At 60.5% G+C, this 19,254-nt stretch carries 20 protein-coding genes; 3 read left to right on the top strand and 17 right to left on the bottom strand.

Annotated features, from left to right (window positions below):
• The first annotated feature begins 132 nt into the window (after window positions 1-132).
• Window positions 133-1,197, top strand: a complete 1,065-nt coding sequence (locus Q0X21_RS03795) for an HNH endonuclease signature motif containing protein (RefSeq protein WP_297850423.1) — start codon at window positions 133-135, stop codon at window positions 1,195-1,197.
• On the opposite strand, the gene Q0X21_RS03790 is transcribed toward Q0X21_RS03795, so the two are convergent.
• The 17 genes from Q0X21_RS03790 to rho form a co-directional block, all read right to left on the bottom strand.
• Window positions 1,194-1,478, bottom strand: coding sequence for a hypothetical protein (locus Q0X21_RS03790; protein ID WP_297850422.1), 285 nt, complete (start codon window positions 1,476-1,478; stop codon window positions 1,194-1,196). The two genes, Q0X21_RS03795 and Q0X21_RS03790, sit on opposite strands and share 4 nt — an antisense overlap.
• Window positions 1,479-1,491: 13 nt before the next feature.
• Window positions 1,492-2,184, bottom strand: coding sequence for an endonuclease NucS (nucS, locus tag Q0X21_RS03785; protein ID WP_297850421.1), 693 nt, complete (start codon window positions 2,182-2,184; stop codon window positions 1,492-1,494).
• A gap of 54 nt (window positions 2,185-2,238) precedes the next feature.
• Window positions 2,239-2,697 carry a DUF2550 domain-containing protein gene (locus tag Q0X21_RS03780; RefSeq protein ID WP_297850420.1) on the bottom strand — a complete coding sequence of 153 codons (459 nt, stop codon included), beginning with the start codon at window positions 2,695-2,697 and terminating at the stop codon, window positions 2,239-2,241.
• Window positions 2,698-2,831: 134 nt separating this feature from the next.
• Entirely contained in the window at window positions 2,832-3,194 is a 363-nt protein-coding gene (locus tag Q0X21_RS03775) for a F0F1 ATP synthase subunit epsilon (RefSeq protein ID WP_297850419.1), read from the bottom strand.
• 9 nt (window positions 3,195-3,203) lie between these two features.
• Window positions 3,204-4,754: a F0F1 ATP synthase subunit beta gene (atpD, locus tag Q0X21_RS03770; protein WP_297850418.1), complete on the bottom strand. Its 1,551-nt coding sequence runs from the start codon at window positions 4,752-4,754 to the stop codon at window positions 3,204-3,206.
• 3 nt (window positions 4,755-4,757) lie between these two features.
• The gene (locus Q0X21_RS03765; protein ID WP_297850417.1) at window positions 4,758-5,732 is read right to left on the bottom strand and encodes a F0F1 ATP synthase subunit gamma; all 975 of its coding nucleotides are present in this window, start codon (window positions 5,730-5,732) and stop codon (window positions 4,758-4,760) included.
• 70 nt (window positions 5,733-5,802) lie between these two features.
• Window positions 5,803-7,482, bottom strand: coding sequence for a F0F1 ATP synthase subunit alpha (atpA, locus tag Q0X21_RS03760; RefSeq protein ID WP_297850416.1), 1,680 nt, complete (start codon window positions 7,480-7,482; stop codon window positions 5,803-5,805).
• 7 nt (window positions 7,483-7,489) lie between these two features.
• Window positions 7,490-8,323 (bottom strand): F0F1 ATP synthase subunit delta, encoded by an 834-nt coding sequence (locus tag Q0X21_RS03755; RefSeq protein WP_297850415.1) that lies wholly within the window; start codon window positions 8,321-8,323, stop codon window positions 7,490-7,492.
• An 8-nt stretch (window positions 8,324-8,331) separates the two neighbouring features.
• Window positions 8,332-8,913 (bottom strand): F0F1 ATP synthase subunit B, encoded by a 582-nt coding sequence (locus tag Q0X21_RS03750; protein WP_297850414.1) that lies wholly within the window; start codon window positions 8,911-8,913, stop codon window positions 8,332-8,334.
• Window positions 8,914-8,960: 47 nt separating this feature from the next.
• Complete coding sequence (locus Q0X21_RS03745; RefSeq protein ID WP_297850413.1) at window positions 8,961-9,203, bottom strand: ATP synthase F0 subunit C; 243 nt, start codon at window positions 9,201-9,203, stop codon at window positions 8,961-8,963.
• A gap of 108 nt (window positions 9,204-9,311) precedes the next feature.
• On the bottom strand, window positions 9,312-10,109 hold the full coding sequence (gene atpB, locus Q0X21_RS03740) for a F0F1 ATP synthase subunit A (protein ID WP_297850412.1): 798 nt from the start codon (window positions 10,107-10,109) through the stop codon (window positions 9,312-9,314).
• 349 nt (window positions 10,110-10,458) lie between these two features.
• The gene (locus tag Q0X21_RS03735) at window positions 10,459-10,899 is read right to left on the bottom strand and encodes a hypothetical protein (protein WP_297850411.1); all 441 of its coding nucleotides are present in this window, start codon (window positions 10,897-10,899) and stop codon (window positions 10,459-10,461) included.
• Window positions 10,900-10,910: 11 nt separating this feature from the next.
• Window positions 10,911-12,050, bottom strand: coding sequence for a glycosyltransferase family 4 protein (locus Q0X21_RS03730; RefSeq protein ID WP_297850410.1), 1,140 nt, complete (start codon window positions 12,048-12,050; stop codon window positions 10,911-10,913).
• A gap of 4 nt (window positions 12,051-12,054) precedes the next feature.
• Window positions 12,055-12,720 (bottom strand): L-threonylcarbamoyladenylate synthase, encoded by a 666-nt coding sequence (locus tag Q0X21_RS03725; RefSeq protein ID WP_297850409.1) that lies wholly within the window; start codon window positions 12,718-12,720, stop codon window positions 12,055-12,057.
• 29 nt (window positions 12,721-12,749) lie between these two features.
• Entirely contained in the window at window positions 12,750-13,604 is an 855-nt protein-coding gene (gene prmC, locus Q0X21_RS03720) for a peptide chain release factor N(5)-glutamine methyltransferase (protein ID WP_297850408.1), read from the bottom strand.
• A complete protein-coding gene (prfA, locus tag Q0X21_RS03715) occupies window positions 13,591-14,670 on the bottom strand; it encodes a peptide chain release factor 1 (protein ID WP_297850407.1) in 1,080 nt (359 codons plus the stop codon). The genes prmC and prfA overlap by 14 nt, the downstream gene beginning before the upstream one ends.
• Window positions 14,670-16,565, bottom strand: a complete 1,896-nt coding sequence (gene rho, locus Q0X21_RS03710; RefSeq protein ID WP_297850406.1) for a transcription termination factor Rho — start codon at window positions 16,563-16,565, stop codon at window positions 14,670-14,672. The genes prfA and rho overlap by 1 nt, the downstream gene beginning before the upstream one ends.
• Window positions 16,566-16,833: 268 nt before the next feature.
• On the opposite strand from rho, the gene Q0X21_RS03705 reads away from it, so the two are divergent.
• Together Q0X21_RS03705 and Q0X21_RS03700 are read left to right on the top strand one after the other, a co-directional pair.
• Window positions 16,834-18,606 (top strand): long-chain fatty-acid--CoA ligase, encoded by a 1,773-nt coding sequence (locus Q0X21_RS03705; RefSeq protein ID WP_297850405.1) that lies wholly within the window; start codon window positions 16,834-16,836, stop codon window positions 18,604-18,606.
• Window positions 18,607-18,729: 123 nt separating this feature from the next.
• On the top strand, window positions 18,730-19,254 hold a 525-nt coding region (locus tag Q0X21_RS03700; protein WP_297850462.1), incomplete at its 3' end, for an iron-containing alcohol dehydrogenase.

Here is a 19,254-nt window from a genome sequence, read left to right as displayed (position 1 = left end):
CCCCGCTAAACAGCGGGGCGTTTATTTTTGCTCCTGTGTCACAAAGCGGGTGTCAAAGGTTCCCTCAAAATGCGCACTACAGTGCACATTTAGCGCTTTACGGTGGTGTTGTGTGGCGCTAGCGTTCAAGGCATGAACAGTTTTGAAAACCTTATTAACGCAATGACAACATCGGCGTTAGACGTGCTGGCGGACTTCAATAAACAGGCCGCTACGGATGCCGGCATCGCTCCTGCACAGGTGTCGTCGTGGGAAAAACTCCACAAGATCTACTACGGCAAAACAACATCACCTCAGAAGCAACGATTAGCACGCGAGAAGGCTCAACAGAAAGGGTTTTCGCTGGATCAATTAGCCATGATCGAGCGTCGCATCAAGGACATCGCTTCGGCTCGCACTCGCACTAAACTCAGGCTCGCGTTGTTGGAGGCGCAGGGGAATTATCGGGCGCTGGAGCGCGTCGCTAAGCGATTGGTGCCAAGCACCGAGAAACCGTCACGAAAGCAGGTCACGTTTTCTCGCTCAAAGGGCGGGCGGCGCACAATGACCGTCACCGCTGACGAGCGTGACATCGCTGACCTTGAGCATGCGCTGTCACGCGAGACCGACCCAACAAAGCCCATGGCACCACAGATGCACGACCGCTTCATACGTCTGATACGTGGCAAAGGCGGTGGCGTGCCTACCGCCGTTCCCCGGCCGCTGATTCTGGTGCCGCTTCCTGAGTGGTCGCGCATCGTGCGCGGAGACGGCGACGAGACGATCCTTCAGCTCACCGACGGCACCACGATCACCGGCGCGCAATTCCTGGCGCAGTACGTCGGTGCGGAACTCGAGATCGCCACGTTTCACCCACAGGAAGGCCCCGTGAACCTCTACCGCGGGCAACGATTAGCGAATCAGAAGCAGCGCGACCTCGCCCGCGCAACGACCCCGCAATGCCCTGTCCCCGACTGCCGGCACAGTGCGGATAGGTGCGAAATCCACCACATCCAGGCATGGCAGCACGGCGGGGAGACCAATCTGGACAACCTTGCGCCCCTGTGTCGCTATCACAATCGCGTCAACGACGATGATCCTGCGCGCAGCCGCCGAGGGCGGATCGTGAACCTTGGGGGTTCGCCAGTGTGGCGCTCGCCGCGCGGACACATCGTGCGCAGGAACAGCTACGGAGCGATGCAAACCCTTTTCGCTTAACGACGCTCCCAGCAAAACCTATGCCAGTGCCGCCTATCATCACCGCGTCCCCCGGTGTCGCGCGGCCACGCCACAATATGTGCCACACCTGGAGGAATATTCTGATTGCACCGCGGGCAGATGTAGTACTTCTTCGCTGATGCAGCACCCATCTGGCGGACGAGATAAATATCCCCGTGCGGGCCTACTTCCTCGCGCGTGCCGTAATAGGCACCACCATCACGTGGAAGCTGGCGCGCCGGTTGGGTGATCCTGTGGTTGCGACGGTTTCTGCGAGGCATGGTCTTGCGCTGGTTAGAACAGCCGTAGTTCATCGGATTCGATGCCACGCAATTCGTCATAATCGAGCGTGATGCATCGAATCCCGCGATCTTCGGCGAGCGTTCGTGCTTGGGGCTTGATCTCCTGCGCCGCAAAGACACCAGTGACAGGTCCGAGGAGTGCATCGCGGCCGAGCATGTCCAGGTAACGGGTGAGCTGCTCAACGCCGTCAATATTGCCGCGACGCTTAACTTCGACCGCGACAGCCTTGCCGTCCGAGTCCTTCGCCATGATGTCGACGGGACCGAGCGGAGTTGGGTACTCACGGCGCACAAGCGTGTACCCCTCGCCCAACACCGTGATGTGCTCCGCGAGGAGCTCCTGCAGGTGCGCTTCCACACCATCCTTGATCAGACCAGGATCCACACCCAAGTCATAGGTGACGTCCGAGTGAATCTCCTCGACAGTCACGCGCAACTGTTCGCCCTTCGGGTTCTCAACCACCCACAGTTGGGCACCGGTCTCGTCACCGTCCACATCGACGATGGGTTCCTCGACGATCGTGCACGGCGGGGTCATCCAGTTCAAAGGCTTGTAGGCGCGATCATCAGCATGCACTGATAATGAGCCGTCCGCTTTAATCATGATCAAACGGTCAGCGAGTGGAAGATGGGCATCCAAGCGGCCAACATAATCCACCGAGCAGCGGGCGATAACAAGACGCATAGTCTCCTACCCTAGCGTCGCTAAACGAGCTTCCGATGTACGGGTTCGACAGAGCTATTGATTGCCGCGAAATGCCCGGTTATACAGCCGGTTCACGTCGGTTCTCTCCTGGCGAATGTCCGGCGCTGACTCAACCCACGACGTGAAAGCCATCGCTGCATGAGTGTCCAATGCGAATTCATACTCTTCGCCGTGCGACACAAAAGAAACGACCACCGAAACACCGGGCATAAAATCCCGTTCTGTTTCGATGGCCTTACGCCTTCCAGTGATCTCTACACCACAGCGGTCAAAAACAGTATCAGCGGAAAAGGAAAACGAGCGTAGCTTAAAAAAGCGCAGAATATCGCCGGAATAAGCCGCAATGCCATGACGCCAACCCTGAGTTCCCACCGCGGGAAGTTCACGTAGGAGCGCCGGGGTGCCGTTATTACGCACCGTCAGGAACCTCCACACAGCGCCTGCAAGCAGCACAACTACCACTGCGCCGACAAGGAACCCGAGAAGCTTCATAAGGTGTCAGTTTAATCCCAAAGTCGCGTTTGGCTTAACCCCTCAAAAGTTCTACTCCCCCCGCTCAAACACGACAAAAAGAAACCGCCCGAACCAGCTAAGTGCGTGGTTCGGGCGGAAGGGAGAGCTAAGCGCTAGGCGTTGCCGCTACGTCGCAAAGCAGCCTGCTCTGCGTCGTGGCGCGCCTTCGACGTGGGATCATCCTCGTCGAACGCCTCGTTGGCGTTGACCTCGTCAGCGAACTTTGCGTAGTCCGCAAGAATGGTGACCTTGTCGCCAGTCACCGAGACGAACCCACCCTGAACGGCCGCGACGACCTTGTCGCCGCTGACCGGGGTGATGGTCACGACACCGTTTTCCTTGAGCTGGCCCAAGAACGGCTCGTGGCCAGGCAACACGCCGATCTCACCTTCGGTGGTCTGGGCAGTGACAATGCTTGCCGCACCCGACCACAACATGCGCTCAACCGAAACGAGGTGCGCGGTGATTTCAGCCATGAGCTACTCCTACTTCTCTTGCAGCTTCGCGTACGCAGTTTCGACGTCGTCCAGACCGCCGAGGTTGTTGAAGGCCTGCTCCGGGTAGTGGTCGAACTCGCCAGATGCGAGGCGATCGAAGGCATCGATCGTCTCCTCGAGCGGCACGTACGAACCCTCATCACCGGTGAACTTCTTAGCGACGAAGAAGTTCTGGCCCAGGAAGCGCTGGATCTTACGAGCACGCATAACGGTGATCTTGTCTTCCTCAGACAGCTCGTCCATACCGAGGATGGCGATGATGTCCTGCAGCTCCTTGTTCTTCTGCAGAATGTGGATCACCTTCTGAGCAACCTCGTAGTGACGCTCGCCGACGATGCCCGGCTCGAGGATGCGGGAAGTTGAGGTCAGCGGATCCACTGCCGGGTAAATACCCTTCGATGCAATGGAACGGGAGAGCTCGGTCGTCGCATCCAGGTGAGCGAAGGTCGTCGCCGGAGCCGGGTCGGTGTAGTCATCTGCCGGCACGTAAACGGCCTGCAGGGACGTAATCGAACGGCCCTTGGTCGAGGTAATGCGCTCCTGGAGAACACCCATCTCATCAGCCAGGGTCGGCTGGTAACCCACAGCGGACGGCATACGGCCGAGCAGCGTGGACACCTCAGAACCTGCCTGAGTGAAACGGAAGATGTTATCGATGAACAGCAGCACGTCCTGGTTCTGGACATCGCGGAAGTACTCCGCCATGGTCAGACCGGACAGGGCCACGCGCATACGAACCCCTGGCGGCTCATCCATCTGGCCGAAGACAAGGGCAGTATCCGGAAGGACGCCCATGTCCTCCATCTCGAGGAAGAGGTCCGTACCCTCACGCGTACGCTCACCGACGCCGGCAAAGACCGACGTACCGGAGAACTCGCGTGCAATACGGGTAATCATCTCCTGGATAAGAACGGTCTTACCCACACCTGCACCACCGAAGAGGCCAATCTTGCCGCCCTTCACGTACGGGGTAAGCAGGTCGATGACCTTAATACCGGTCTCGAGAATCTCGGTCTTGCCCTCGAGGTCCTTGAACGCCGGGGGCTCGCGGTGGATGCCCCAGCGCTCGCCGTCCTGGCCGACCGACGGGTCGTCCAGGCAGTCGCCGAGAGCGTTAAAGACGTGGCCCTTGACCTGGTCGCCGACCGGCACCGAAATCGGGTTACCGGTGTCGACGACCTTGGCACCGCGGACGAGGCCATCGGTCGGAGCCATCGCAATGGTACGGACGAGGCCGTCGCTCAGGAACTGAGCAACCTCGAGCGTAATGGTCTTTGCCACTGCCTCGAGTTCGATGTTGGTGTGCAGAGCGTTGTAGAGCTCCGGCAGTTCGCCGCGTGGGAATTCCACGTCGACGACAGCGCCGATGACACGCACGACGCGGCCGTTCTCAGAACCCTGCGGGTTCTGGGTGCTCTCAGCGCTACGAGCCTGGGTGGCATTATCAGCGGCGTTCTCGACGGCACCGGAGGCTGCGACGTTGTCATCGGCCCCGGTCGGCTCGTCGTTACGCCCATCAAAAGATTGAGCTGTAGTCATGTTCTAGTCACTTTCTCCGCTACCGGACAACGCGCCAGCGCCGCCGATAATCTCGGTGATTTCCTGGGTAATCTTCGCCTGACGGAGCTGGTTCGCTTCACGCGACAGCTCGCCGGCCAGTTCGGTTGCGTTGTCCGTTGCGTTCTTCATCGCTGTGCGACGCGACGCGGACTCGGCAGCCGACGCTTCCAGGAAGATCGAGTAGAGCGACCTGGAAACGTACGCGGGAAGCAGCTGCTCCATGAGCGTTTCTGCATCCGGCTCGAAATCCATATCCGGCAACACGTTGCCGGACGTGTTCAGCAGATCCTTCTGCTCGAATTCCACGTCATGGATGACGGGCTCGATCGGAAGAAGCTGGTGAACCGTGGCTTCCTGCGACAGCATGGACACGAACTTGGTGTACACCACATGCACCTGATCGAAGCCTCGGACAGGCTGACCCTCAGCGCCGCGCAGGCCTTCACGCCATTTCACGTCGCCTTCGGAGCTAGCTTCGAAGCCTTGAATCATGTGCTGGCGGACGTCGTGGGTGAGTTCCCACGACGGGTCCTGGGACCAACCAGTCCACGCTCCGGCGATCTCCTGATCGCGGAAGTCGTAGTGGGTTACGCCCTTGCCGCCGGTGATGAAGCGAACAACGTCGTAGCCACTGTCCTGAAGCATGCGCTCCAGTTCCGCAGCCTTTTTGAGCACGTTGTGGTTGTAACCGCCGGCCATACCGCGGTCAGAAGTAACCACGAGCATCGCCGCCACCTTGCCGTTTTCGCGTTCACGAAGCATCGGGTGATCCAGGTTGGTGGCTGAAGCGAGACGCTCCATCATGTCCTGCATCTCGTTGGCGTACGGCTGGGCCGCCTCAACGCGCTGCTGGGCCTTGGTGATGCGCGAGGTCGCGATCAGCTCCTGGGCCTTGGTGATCTTCTTCGTGGAATTGACGGACCTAATGCGGTCACGCAGTTCGCGAAGTGTAGCCATGGTGTGTGCTCCTCCTTTCTCTTAAGTCGTAGTGAGTCGAATTCGCTCGTCTAGTCCGTTGAATTATGAACTAGTCGCGCTTCTGCGACTTACGAGAAACGTTGAGCTGGTGCTTGGAAACATCCGCCTCGTCGAGCGGCTTTGCTTCCGGCTCGCGGACGACGTGCTCCTCGTTGGTGGGCTGGAAGGTACCAGCGAAGCGCTCGTTGACGGCCTTCAGGGATTCCTTGGACTCGTCAGACAAAGCGGCGCCACCATCGATCTGCTCGTAGACCTGCGGGGCCTCAGCACGGATCGTCTCGTGGAGCTCTGCCTCGTAACGGCGGACGTCTTCGACGGGAACGGAGTCGAATGCGCCCTCATTAGCGAGGAAGATCGAGATGATCTGGTACTCGACCGGCTGCGGAGAGTTCTCAGCCTGCTTCAGCAGCTCAACGAGGCGCTGGCCACGCTCGAGCTGACGCTTGGAAGCGTCATCCAGGTCGGATGCGAAGGCTGCGAAGGACTCCAGGTCGCGGTATGCGGCCAGGTCCAGACGGAGGTTACCGGCGACCTTCTTCATGCCCTTGGTCTGTGCTGCACCACCGACACGGGAGACAGAGATACCCACGTCGATAGCCGGGCGCACACCCTGGTTGAACAGGTCGGACTGCAGGAAGCACTGGCCGTCCGTAATCGAGATGACGTTGGTCGGAATGAAGGCGCCCACATCGTTCGCCTTCGTCTCGATGATCGGGAGAGCGGTCAGGGAGCCTGCACCGAGCTCGTCGTTAAGCTTGGCGGCGCGCTCCAGCAGTCGGGAGTGCAGGTAGAACACGTCACCCGGGTAAGCCTCGCGGCCCGGCGGACGACGAAGCAGCAGCGAGATGGCGCGGTATGCCTCAGCCTGCTTGGTCAGATCATCGTAAATGACCAGGACGTGATTGCCCTGGTACATCCAGTGCTGACCCAGTGCTGCACCAGCGAACGGTGCGAGCCACTTGAAGCCAGCGGAGTCGGATGCCGGAGCTGCCACGATGGTGGTGTAGTCCAGTGCCCCGTTCTCCTCGAGGGTGCGACGCACACCTGCGATGGTCGAGCCCTTCTGGCCGATAGCGACGTAGATGCAGCGAACCTGCTTGGTCTTGTCGCCGGTCTCCCAGAAAGCCTTCTGGTTGAGGATGGTGTCAATGCAGACTGCGGTCTTACCGGTCTTACGGTCACCAATGATCAGCTGACGCTGACCACGGCCGATCGGCGTCATTGCGTCGATAGCCTTGATGCCGGTCTGCATCGGCTCCTCGACCGGCTGACGGTCGAGGACGCCTGCGGCCTGAAGCTCGAGCACGCGCTCTTCTTCAGACTCGATCGGGCCGAGGCCGTCAATCGGCTGGCCCAGTGGGTTGATCACGCGGCCGAGGAAGTTATCTCCGACCGGGATGGACAGGACTTCGCCCGTCCGTACAACTTTGTCACCCTCGGTGAGGGTCTCGAAATTACCCAGCACCACAACACCAATCGTGTCGGTGTCGAGGTTCTGTGCGACGCCGATGACGCCGTTCGGGAACTCAAGCAGCTCGTTGGTCATGCAGCCCGGCAGCCCGGAAACCTGGGCAATACCATCTGCAGCCGACGTCACCACGCCGACCTCCTCACGGGAGGCCTCCGCGGAGTAGCTCGAGGTGTAGTTCGCTATCGCGCTACGGATCTCATCGGAGGAGATCGTCAGCTCCGCCATGTTCTTCCTGCTCTCGGTAGATTGTTCCAGCATGTTCGTCTTAAAAAGCCGTGTTGGCTGCCATGTCGGCACGCAGGCGCGACAGCTTGCCGCGCGTGGAGCCGTCGATAAGCTCGTCGCCAACGCGGATGGTCACACCGCCGAGGAGGCTGGGGTCAACCTCGGAGTGGATGGCCATCTCGCGGCCGTAAATCTTGCCTAGCTTGTCTGCCAGTGCGTCACGCTGCGCATCGGTCAGCTCTGTCGCGGAAGTGACCTCCGCAACCGTCTTGCCGGTCAGTTCTGCGGATTCGCGCGAAACTGCGGCGATGTCGTCGACCGGGTTCTGTTCGGGGCGACCAATCACCTGAAGCGCAAGTGCCTCGGTGTACATGGACACCTTGCCGTACAGAACGCTTGCCAGAAGCTGGCGCTTCTGGTCTGCGGTTGCGCGGCGGTCCGACAGCAGCTGGGTCAGTTCGCCTTCGCGCTCGAGGAGACGGGACAGGGCGAAGAGCTCGTTTTCGACGTGCTCCAGCTTGCCCTCGCTCTCAGCGCCGCGCAGAAGTGCGCGACGGCCCAAGTGCACGAGACCTTCACGGAATTCGCGCGGGGTGGACCATTCTTGCTCTGCTGCGTCCTTCAGCACGGTCAGGGTGGACTCTGCCACCTTGGACCCGAAAACGTCACTGATCATGCCGACGCGCTGTTCTGCTGCGAGCGACGCGTCCGCCACTGCGATACGCAACGGGCGGTGCTGTTCGAGCTGATCCACAACGAGGAACAGTTCAGTGCCCACCTGTGCTGCAGTGGAGACGGTGTTGTCACCTGCACGCAGTGATGCGTCCAGCTTCTCGGCAACCCGAGTCTGTGCTTCGCGGCTAGCTGCTCTCATGGACTACCTCACTTCCGCGTCGCCGAGCGGGCGGAGACGGTATCCAGCTGGCTCAGGAAAGCATCGATGGTGTTCGAGCGACGGGTGTTGTCCGAGAGCTCTGCACCGAGGAGTTCCTCAGCGAGCGTGATGGAGTTCTGGCCCAGGTCGTTGCGCAGTTCTGCGATGACCTGCTCGCGGGAGGCCTGGAGCTGCTTCTCGCCGTTCTCGACGATGCGGCGGGACTCTGCCTCTGCGTTTGCGCGTGCTTCTGCCTCGATTTCCTTGCCCTTCTGGCGGGCTGCTTCGCGGATTTCTGCAGCTTCGGCACGTGCTTCAGCGAGCTGAGCGTTGTTCTTCTCCAGAGCGGCCTTGGCCTGCGCCTGAGCGGACTCAGCGCGTTCAATGCCACCCTTGATCTTGTCTTCGCGTTCTGCGAGGACTTCCTGGAACTTCGGAAGCACGAACTTCCAGAAGAGGAGGAAGACGATGAGGAAGACAACGAGGGACCAGACGAGGTCGTAAGTCTTGGGCAGGAGGATGGAGTTGCCGCCTTCAAACGGCACCTGCTCGGCCTCCCCGGCCGCAAGTAGGTAGATGACGTTCGTCATTGGTTGCTCCTGTACTAAAAGGTTTACGAGTTTTTCTGCGTGTTCTTTTAGAACAGGAAGCCGGCGACGAGGCCGATCAGGGCAAGTGCCTCAACGAAGGCGATACCCAGGAACATGGTGGTACGCAGCTGGCCAGCCATCTCCGGCTGACGTGCCATGCCCTCGACGGTCTTGCCGACGAGGATACCGATGCCCAGGCCCGGGCCGATGGTCGCGATGCCGTAGCCGATGGTGCCGAGGCCCTTGATGGTGGACTCGTCTGCTGCCTGCGCGAGAATGATGTCGTTCATGGAAAGTCGTTCCCTTTCTTGGTGCCCGGCCCTTTGGTCAAGGCCCGAGCGGTGACGAAGTGTATGTGGGGTTATTCAGTTGGCCAGTTTCAGTCAGTTCGCGCCTGACTAGTGCGAATCTGCGTGCAGCGACAGTTCGATGTACACCGCGACCAAGAGGGCGAAGATGTACGCCTGCAGGAAGATAACAATCAACTCGTACAGGGTGAACAGAACCGCTGCGACCAGTGTGAGGCCACTCATTGCCGTCCAGCCGTTCAGCTGCCAGAAGAAGAAGTTCGTGGCGGAGTACAGCAGGACAAGAATGATGTGGCCGGCCAGGAAGTTCGCCATAAGACGAAGAGCCAGGGTGACCGGACGCAGAATGAATGTCGAGAAGAACTCGATCGGCACCACCAGGAGGTGAAGTGCCGGAGGCAAGTTAGGAATCACGAGCGAGTGCTTCACGTATTTGCCGAATCCGTGGCGCGCAGCGCCCGCGTAGATCATGGTGAAGTATCCCACCGCCGCGAGCACGATCGGAAGGCCGATGCGTGAGCTCGGGGAGATGTTCAACCCCGGGATGATCGTGGCAACGTTCATGAAGAGCACTGTGAAGAAGATGGTCGCGATAACCGGAAGGAATCGACGACCTTCTTTCTTGCCCAAGATGTCTTCGGCGATGTGCAGGCGGACGAAGTCCACTGCCAACTCACCAAAGTTCTGCAGGCCCTTGGGAACCAGTTGCGGTTTCCGGAAAGCCAGCAGGAACAGGATGATCAGAACGGCCGCCATGAACAGGCGGACGATCATGATGCGATCCAGCGCGAACCAACCGCCGAGGAAGTCTTCCCCGAGCATTTGGCCGAAGTATTGCCCCGGGAAAAATTCTGGGTCCAATTCGGGTGCGTGGAAGCTTCCCCTCATGGCCAAAGTTGTAACGCTCAGCGTTCTCTCCCGTTCTCGGGCCGCATCCCGGATGGGTATGCGGTGCGATGGACGTCTTCATTTCTGCCTTCCGCGGCGGACTCCGTCGCACATCAGCTACCGCGGTGCAGGGGACTTGCAGAGGCAGCGACCCCATTAAGGCGTAGCTCTCCTCTTGAACCCGCGATCAGCCTATCAGCAGACACCTCGAATCGGGCATGTTGGGGGGAGGTTGTCGCGGCAAAATGGTGACCGGCACCCCCATGAGTACGTAAGGGCAGGTGCGGGCATTTTTCAGGACGTTGTTAGCTCCGTCACAGGGGGCACCCGCTTATCGACGTCTCCCCTGCTACCCCACGTACATCGCCTTCGTCGTCATGATTCCCCATACTTCGGAAGCGAGGACCACAACGAGTGAAGCGATGATGGTGACGGCAAGGGCGGCATTGTCGTAGAAAGTTAGGTCACGCAGCCACACCATGATGGCGATCAAGACCAAGAGCTTGACCAACCAACTACCAAGAACAACTGCCATGGTCATGGATGGCGTGGTGTTCGCGGTGACCAAGACGGAGATCACCGTCAGGAGAACGAAGCTGCCGCCGATGGCAGCGCCGATGAGGACTCCCCAGATACCGGGGAGATCTCGCAAGCCTCCCCAGATAGCGAGGGAAATAATGGTGATGATCACCAAAGCCCAGCCGCCCAGTTTCAGGGCGCGTTTGAGCGGAGCCTGCGGATCCTCGTATTCAGGGGTCGGTTCCGTGGGTGCATTAGCTTCTACATTCACAAGTGCTCATGCTACCGCGAAGGGCCGATCTTCCCCTTCATCGCTGGCACGGCAGTGGCGATTACGGCGATCGTGACGGCACCGATCAAGAGCGCCAGGGCATATCTGGATGGCACCACCGAGAAACTGACCGCCCCGAAGGCGATTGCTGAGACCCACATGTAGAGCACGAGTACCGTTCGTCGGTGCGTGTGCCCAAGTGCAAGGAGACGGTGGTGAATGTGCTGCCGGTCAGCCGCGAATGGACTCTTGCCCTGCGACAACCGCCGAATCACAGCCAGGACCAAGTCCATAACCGGAAGCGCGACAGCTGCGACGACCACGATGAACGGGCTGATCAATGCCACGAAATCAGCGGTGCCATAGAGCGACATGTTGATCTTGCCGGAAGCAGAGATCGACGCCGCCGCCAACAGCAGGCCGATTAGCATCGCCCCGGAATCCCCCATGAAGATACGCGCCGGCTCGTAATTGTGTGGAAGGAAACCTGCGCACATTCCCACCAACGCTGCACAGATGATCGCGGGCGGGTAGGCCGACACTGCCCCGCCTTGGTCGTGGAGCACAGTGATAGAAAAGACCAGGATCGCTGCCCCCGCGATCATGCCCAGCCCAGCGGCGAGGCCGTCGATACCGTCGACGAAATTGAAGGCATTGATCAGCATCACGATGATCAGCGTGGACACAATGATCCCTTGTGTCTGATCGAAGATCACCGTGGTTCCACCGCCGAACGGCAGGTAGAACACATTGAACGACAGGCCCAGAACAGACATTGTCACGGCTGCGACCACTTGTCCGAAGAGCTTGGCTAAGGCACCGAGTTCATATAGGTCGTCGATAATTCCCACGACCACGATGAGGAATGCACCAGCCACCACCGCTGTCATCTCGGGGGTGACGGGAGCAAAACCACGAGTCAATGCGGGCAGCTGCATGGCCAAATACACGGCAGACAGAAATCCAGTGAACATAGCGACGCCGCCGAGACTCGGCGTGGGCTGCGTGTGCACGTCTCGCTCACGGATCTCAGCGATCCGGCCAGTGCGAACAAGCAGAGAGCGGACGGGACCCGTCGCAAGATAACTGATCACTGCGGCGAGAAGAATGACCAGTCCGAGTTCCCTTAATGGAACACCTGCTCCGGTCATGGTCTTACCTGTCTTTCCGCCTCAGTTCTTCGGGGTCAAGGTTCAAGACCTCACCGATCGCTTCCGGTGAGACTGCACCTTCACGCAGAATCACAGGTGCAGGCCCAGAGATATCAATGATCGTCGATGGCGTACCCACCTGCGATGTTCCGCCGTCGAGGTAGGTCTGCACGGCCTCACCGAATTGATCGCGAGCACCAGCAGCAGAAACTGGGGGTTTCTGTCCGGAGATATTCGCACTCGAAACAGCCATCGGGCCCACCTCGCGGAGCAACTCAATCGCTACCGACTGCAGCGGCATGCGCAGCAACACCGTGCCGCGCGTATCGCCGAGATTCCACGGCAGGGACGGCGCTTCGGGCACGACGAGAGAGAGGCCACCCGGCCAGAACGCCTCGACGAGTGTTTTCGCTGTATCGGTGAACTCACGCACGAGGCCCTGAATCGTCGTCCAGGACCCAACGAGCACAGGCACCGGCATGTCAGGGCCGCGACGCTTGGTGGCCAGCAGTTTCGCTACCGCATCCGGATTGAAGGCATCGGCACCGATTCCGTAGACCGTATCCGTCGGCAGCACCACGCACTGTCCCGCGCGCACCGCGCTGGCAGCTGCTTCAATGCCTTCCTTGCGCCCCTGTGGGTCAAGGCAGTCGTAGATTCTGCTGGGCATTGAAGTGGTGCTCCTTTATGGATTAGAGGTCAGTTGCTCGAAATCTTACTCGCCGTGACAAACCGGTTGCGTCCGGTCAGGTCAGGCATGTTGCGGATTTCGGTGAATGATCCGTCCTTCTCGACGAGTTCGCGGGTGAGGGCGGAGGTGGAATCGTCATGCTCGATACCGAGTTTTCCTCCCGGCACCAACAGTCGCGCGGCGACGGGAACCAGTCCGCGGATCGCGTCCATGCCGTCGTCGCCGGAAAAGACTGCGTCGAGTGGATCGCGGTAGATCTCGGGCTGCAACTCACCTGTCTCTTCGGGAACGAATGGGACATACGGAGGATTGGCCACGATGAGATCAACCGCTCCGGAAAGCTCCGCAAGAAGGTCCGGATCGGTCATGTCGCCAGAGATGATTTCGACATTCGGAAACGCAGCGGCATTTTCCTGGGCAGCAGCTCGTGCTAACGACGACTTCTCCACTCCGATCACGCGTTCAGGACGCGCACGATCGGCGATATAAATCGCCAACGCGCCGGAGCCAGTGCCGAGATCGACGACGGTGCCAGTCGGCTTCTGGCTTACTGCCCACTCTGCCAACACCTCTGTTTCCGGTCGCGGAATGAACACGCCCGGACCGACTTTGAGATCATGAACACCGAACGGCGCAGTACCAAGGATGTGCTGCAATGGCTCACGGCGTGTGCGACGGGCAATCAAGGAGGCGTATTCCTCTTCAAAGCCCGGCGTCGGCTCAGCCAAAACCAGCTGAGTCGACGGCACGCCCAACAGGTGGGCGGCAATGAGGCGGGCGTCGACGTGGGGGGAGGCAACGTCGGCGTCGATAAGCGATTGCGTGGCGTTCGCGATCGCCTCACGGAGGCTACTCTGCTTCAAGGCGCTCCTGGCGCTCGTGCGTCTGCAGAGCACCGATCAGGTCATCCATGTTGCCGTCGAGGACGGAATCAAGATTGTTTGCTTTGAACCCGATGCGGTGATCCGAAATGCGATTCTCCGGCCAGTTGTAAGTGCGGATGCGCTCAGAACGGTCCATCGTGCGGACCTGGGAAGCGCGACCCTCCGCCGCCTCTGCCTCGGCCTTCTCGCGTTCGATCTGTTCGAGGCGCGCCTGCAGAACCTGCATCGCACGCGCGCGGTTCTGAATCTGCGAACGCTCCTTCTGACACGTCACGATGATGCCCGTGGGCAGGTGCGTAATACGCACAGCGGAGTCCGTCGTGTTGACGCCCTGGCCGCCCTTGCCCGAGGAGCGGTACACGTCGACGCGCAGATCCTTCTCATCGATCTCTACGCTGCCGACATCCTCCGTCTCCGGGAAGACATAGACGCCAGCTGCCGACGTCTGAATGCGCCCCTGCGATTCCGTCACCGGAATACGCTGCACGCGGTGAACCCCGCCCTCGAACTTGAGCTTGGACCATGCGCCATCACGCGACGGATTCTTCATGGTCACCGAGACAGTCATGTCCTTGACACCACCGAGGTCCGATTCAGAGACATCAAGGACATCCCAGCCAAGACCGTGCTTCTCGGCGTACTTCTGGTACATGCGGGCCAGGTCACCAGCGAAAAGCGCTGCTTCCTCGCCGCCGGCGCCAGCTTTGATCTCCATGATCACGTCATCCGGATCATGCTCATCGCGCGGGGCGAGCAAATCAGCGAGGTCTTCTTCCAGGCGGACAATCTCACCCTCGAGGCGCGTGGCCTCCTCAGCGAATTCCTTGTCCTCGCTGGCCATCTCAGCTGCTGCCTCATGGTCCTCGCGAGCCTGGTTCAGGTCGTTATTGACCTTGATGATCGGCTGCAGCTGCGCATAACGCTTGGACAGCTTCCGGAACAAGTCCTGGTCGCCGACTACTTCCGGGTCGCTCATCTGGGCTTGGATGCCCTGGTACTCGGAGACGTAGTCGTCGACAAGCGAAACCTGCGATTTCTCTGCCATTACTGGTATTCCTCCGTCTCCTGGTCTGCGGCCATCGGTGCGGATTGTGCCACGCCAACGAGGAATTCGCCGTTCGTCTTCGTCTTCTTCAGCTGCTTGATCAGCATGTCAATAGACTGCTGCGGGTCAAGCGCCGAGAGGATGCGACGCAGCTTGTGCATGACGCGCGCCTCCTCCGGGCTCATCAGCAGCTCGTCCTTGCGGGTGCCGGACGGGTTGACGTCCACAGCCGGGAACACGCGACGCTCCGCGATCTTACGGTCGAGCTTGAGCTCCGCATTGCCGGTGCCTTTGAACTCCTCGAAGATGACGGTGTCGCCGGCCGAGCCGGTCTCCACCATGGCGGTCGCGATGATCGTCAGCGAGCCGCCTTCCTCGATATTGCGGGCAGCACCCAGGAAACGCTTCGGCGGGTACAGCGCGTTCGAGTCGACACCACCGGACAGGATGCGGCCCGATGCCGGCGAGGAGTTGTTGTACGCGCGGCCGAGACGGGTAATCGAATCCAGCAGGACCACAACGTCCTGGCCCATCTCGACGAGGCGCTTCGCGCGCTCGATCGCCAGCTCCGCCACCGCGGTGTGCTCGCTCGGCGGGCGGTCGAAGGTAGAGGCAATGACCTCACCCTTCACGGAGCGCTGCATGTCGGTGACTTCCTCCGGGCGCTCGTCGACAAGTACGACCATGAGGTAGCACTCCGGGTTATTGTGCGCGATCGCATTAGCCACGTTCTGCAGAATCGTCGTTTTACCTGCCTTTGGCGGGGAGACGATCAGTGCGCGCTGGCCCTTACCAATCGGCATGACCAGGTCGATCACGCGCGTGGTCAGGATATTCGGCTCGGTCTCCAGGCGCAGACGCTGGTTCGGGTACAGCGGGGTGAGTTTGTGGAACTCCGCGCGCTGCTTCGCCTCATCCACCGTCATGCCATTGACCGTGTCCACGCGTACCAGCTGGTTGTAGCGGTGACGATTACGGCCATTGCCATGCGTGTGGCCCTGACCATTCGCGCGGACCTGACCGATCACCGCGTCGCCGGAACGCAGCCCGCAGCGGCGGACAAGGTTGTTGTTGATGAACACATCAGCCTGGTTCGCCCGGTATCCCGTCGTGCGCACAAACGCCGCATTGTTATCGACGATGTCGACAATGCCCGCGACCTCCTGCAGCTCCTCCGGATCCAGGTCCTGCCCATTGTTGTTGTGGCTGTTCTGGTTGTTACCGCCACCGTTGTGGTTATCCCGGTTGCGGCGGTTCCGGCGGTTGCGACGTCCACGACGGCCCCCACCGCCGTTACCGTTGCCACCATCGTGGTTGTTGTTCCCACCGCCACGGTTGTTATTGCCGCGGTCGTTTCCGTCACGGTCGCCTCGGTCGCTGCGGTCGTTCCGGTTGTCCGACTTTCCACGGTTGTCGTCATCCCGACCATCGTGGCCGTCGCGGTTGTCACGATTATCGCGGCCCGAGTTGTCCTTGTTGCCGCGGTCGCTCTTGTCGTTGCGGTTGTCGGAGTTCCCGCTGCCGTCGTCAAGCTTGTGCTCGTTTTGCTCACCGTGCTTGGCGCGGTGACGACGCGCACGACGAGCAGCCGAGCGCGATTCGTAGCGCTGCTCCTCGCCCTGCTTGTCGTCCTTCTTGTCGTCCTTCTTGTCCTTCGGCTCACTCTTCTGCTCAGCGGCCTGCGCGTCCTGCGCACCGGAATTCTCAGCTGCTGCCTGCTCGCTGGCGCGCTGACGTGCGCGCTGCGGGACGGTGCCCGTGGTGATGGCTTGAATCAACTCGCCCTTGCGCAGGGCGGACGTGCCGCGCAGGCCCTTTTCGGCGGCGATTTTGCGCAGCTCGGGAAGCTTCAGCGATGCGAGATCCTGGCTCGCGGCGTTACCCGTATCGGTCACGGATGTCCTTTCGTCATGGTCGTGCGGCGCTTCTATTCACGCGGTTGTCCCCACTCTCGGCCATCGAACTGGATTAGCCCGCAAATAATTAGGGCGGAGGTGGTGCACGCTAGATCGGACTCACGCTCCATGCATAAAACCAACAGGCATGTGCGGAAATCTGGAGGCGAAAGCGCCTCATGTCACGATCTTGTCCGACAGTGTAGCGGACCGTTTCAGGCGGCGGTTCACCAACCCACGCAAAAGTGGTCACTGTAGAGTGAATTGCATGCTTTCCACCATGCAGGAAGTGCCGTTTTCCATTGGCCGCATCCTCGAGTACGGGGCCTCAGTGCACGGTTCCACGAAGGTAACCACGTGGCGCTCCGGCGAGGCCGAAGAGACCACGTTCGCGACGATTGGTGCGCGGGCGGCTGCTTTCGCGCATGCGCTGGAAGACCACTTGGGCATCGACGATGACCAGCGTGTGGGCACCTTGATGTACAACTGCGCGGAACATTTAGAAGTGATGTTCGCGGCCTCAGCGAAGGGTTCAGTGTTTGTGCCGCTGAATTTGCAGTTGTTGGAGGATCAGATCGCGTACATCGTCAACCACGCCGAGATAGAGGTCGTGGTGGCTGATCCGCGTCTCGCACCAAAACTCGGCCGCATCGTGGAAACGTGCCCGACCGTCCGCGCCGTCTGCTTTACCGGCCTGCCAGACATGAGCAAGCTGCGCGAGCAGATTCCTACGCACATCGAGGTGCACTCATACGAAGCGCTTCTCGACGGCTCATCCACCCTCTACCCCTGGCCCGAACTCCCCGAAAACACCGCGGCTGCTCTGTGCTATTCCACCGCGACGAGTGGTCCGCCAAAAGGCATCGCGTATTCCCACCGCTCGCTGTGGCTGACCGCGATGAGTCTGCGCGCCACTGACTCCCTGGCGATCACCCACGGCGAATCATTCCTGTGCTGCATCCCGATCTATCACGTGCTCAGCTGGAATGTTCCCTTCGGCGCCTTTTTGGCTGGTACTCCCCTCGTATTGCCTGATTCAGATGTCTCGGCACCGACACTGGCCAAATTGATCGCTGGCACTCACCCACGTGTCGCCCACGGTGTGCCCACCCTGTGGATCCAGCTCATGGTGCATTACCTGCACAATCCGCCGGAGCGCATGTCACTGACCGAGATCTACGTCGGTGGCTCCCCCGCCCCGCCTGCACTGATCAAGGTGTGGGAGGAGCGCTACGGTGTGGATGTCATTCATGGCTGGGGCATGACGGAGACCTCCACCGTGGGCACCGTCGCTCGCCCACCTTCAGGCGCCTCCGGCGAACGACGCTGGGCCTACCGCATCTCCCAGGGCCGATTTGCCCCGTGGCTGGAATACCGCGTGGTCAACGACGGTGGCGTTGCCTCTCGCACCGACCGCAACGACGGTGAGATCCACGTCCGCGGCAACCTCGTCACCGGTTCCTACTACTGGCCTTCCAACCCTGAAGCCGCCGAACGCGTCTCCACATTCCGTGGCCAACCCATCCCCTCTTCCGAAGACGCCTTCACTAAGAGTGGTTGGCTCCGCACCGGCGATGTAGGAACCGTGACCTCTGACGGCTTCATGACACTTTATGACCGTTCTCGCGACGTCATCCGCTCCGGCGGCGAATGGATCTACTCCGCCCAGTTGGAGAACCTAATCATGGAATCCGACGAGGTCGTCGAATGCGCAGTCATCGGCTACCCCGATAAGAAATGGGGTGAGCGCCCCCTGGCCATTACCGTCCTACACTCCGACGTGACCCCCACGATCGACCTGGCCAAGAAGCTGCGTGCCGATCTTTCCCACGAGTTGCCGTCCTGGATGGCACCGGAATACTGGACCTTCGTCAGCTCCATTGACAAGACGTCCGTAGGCAAATTCGACAAGGTGGACCTGCGCAAGCACCTAGCTCGCGACGAATACGACATCATCACCCTCCCCGGCCCCGGTACCCGGACCGAGGAAGAAGCCGAAGAAGACACCTCAGCCAACCACGAGACGCCGGTAGCCGACTAGCGACACCGCTACGAGACGCCGGTATTTCGCATGGCAAAAACGCATGTAACGGGTTTTACGTACGGTGGGGCCCATGCCACAACATGATGTTTTTTCTTCCCGAAGAACCCCGACGTCGTCCTCATCGACACCCAGCTCGTCGCCGGTGCACCCGTCGAATTCCTCGTCGCCGGCATCGGTGACGCCCTGGCCACCTGGGTCGAGGCCCGCGCCGCAGCAAAGGGCAACGGCACCACGATGAATGGTGGCCACCCGACCCGTGCCGGCGCCGCCCTGGCCAAGCTGAGCTGGGACATCTTGTGGGAGCACGGTCTCGCCGCACTTGATGCTGTTCGTGCCGGAGTGGTCACCCCGGCGCTCGAGGCAGTCGTCGAGGCTAACACTCTCCTGTCCGGTCTCGGCTTCGAGTCCGGCGGGCTTGCCGCAGCCCACGCTATCCACGACGGTCTTACCGCCGCCGAGCAGACCCACGGCCTATCCCACGGCCAGAAGGTCAACGTTGGCACCTGCGCCCAGCTCATCATGGAAGGCGCCGACGCGAAGGAGATCGAGGACTTCATCGAGTTCACCACCAAGGTCGGTCTGCCTAACAGCCTGACCGAGGTCGGCCTCACGCCTGAGGACACCGAGGAACTCGAGGCAGTGGCC

The sequence above is a fragment of the uncultured Corynebacterium sp. genome (assembly GCF_947253065.1).
GTDB lineage: Bacteria > Actinomycetota > Actinomycetes > Mycobacteriales > Mycobacteriaceae > Corynebacterium.
Note: the sequence above shows the minus strand (reverse complement) of the source record. Positions and strands in the feature narration are given on the sequence as shown.

Excerpts from the sequence above, each read along its gene's own strand:
- Q0X21_RS03755 (WP_297850415.1), bottom strand. The coding sequence starts at position 8,323 with ATGAGAGCAGCTAGCCGCGAAGCACAGACTCGGGTTGCCGAGAAGCTG.
- Q0X21_RS03775 (WP_297850419.1), bottom strand. The coding sequence starts at position 3,194 with ATGGCTGAAATCACCGCGCACCTCGTTTCGGTTGAGCGCATGTTGTGG.
- atpB (WP_297850412.1), bottom strand. The coding sequence starts at position 10,109 with ATGAGGGGAAGCTTCCACGCACCCGAATTGGACCCAGAATTTTTCCCG.
- Q0X21_RS03790 (WP_297850422.1), bottom strand. The coding sequence starts at position 1,478 with ATGCCTCGCAGAAACCGTCGCAACCACAGGATCACCCAACCGGCGCGC.
- atpA (WP_297850416.1), bottom strand. The coding sequence starts at position 7,482 with ATGCTGGAACAATCTACCGAGAGCAGGAAGAACATGGCGGAGCTGACG.
- Q0X21_RS03745 (WP_297850413.1), bottom strand. The coding sequence starts at position 9,203 with ATGAACGACATCATTCTCGCGCAGGCAGCAGACGAGTCCACCATCAAG.
- Q0X21_RS03730 (WP_297850410.1), bottom strand. The coding sequence starts at position 12,050 with ATGACCGGAGCAGGTGTTCCATTAAGGGAACTCGGACTGGTCATTCTT.
- atpD (WP_297850418.1), bottom strand. The coding sequence starts at position 4,754 with ATGACTACAGCTCAATCTTTTGATGGGCGTAACGACGAGCCGACCGGG.
- Q0X21_RS03705 (WP_297850405.1), top strand. The coding sequence starts at position 16,834 with ATGCTTTCCACCATGCAGGAAGTGCCGTTTTCCATTGGCCGCATCCTC.
- Q0X21_RS03795 (WP_297850423.1), top strand. The coding sequence starts at position 133 with ATGAACAGTTTTGAAAACCTTATTAACGCAATGACAACATCGGCGTTA.
- Q0X21_RS03780 (WP_297850420.1), bottom strand. The coding sequence starts at position 2,697 with ATGAAGCTTCTCGGGTTCCTTGTCGGCGCAGTGGTAGTTGTGCTGCTT.
- Q0X21_RS03765 (WP_297850417.1), bottom strand. The coding sequence starts at position 5,732 with ATGGCTACACTTCGCGAACTGCGTGACCGCATTAGGTCCGTCAATTCC.
- prfA (WP_297850407.1), bottom strand. The coding sequence starts at position 14,670 with ATGGCAGAGAAATCGCAGGTTTCGCTTGTCGACGACTACGTCTCCGAG.
- nucS (WP_297850421.1), bottom strand. The coding sequence starts at position 2,184 with ATGCGTCTTGTTATCGCCCGCTGCTCGGTGGATTATGTTGGCCGCTTG.
- Q0X21_RS03750 (WP_297850414.1), bottom strand. The coding sequence starts at position 8,913 with ATGACGAACGTCATCTACCTACTTGCGGCCGGGGAGGCCGAGCAGGTG.
- Q0X21_RS03725 (WP_297850409.1), bottom strand. The coding sequence starts at position 12,720 with ATGCCCAGCAGAATCTACGACTGCCTTGACCCACAGGGGCGCAAGGAA.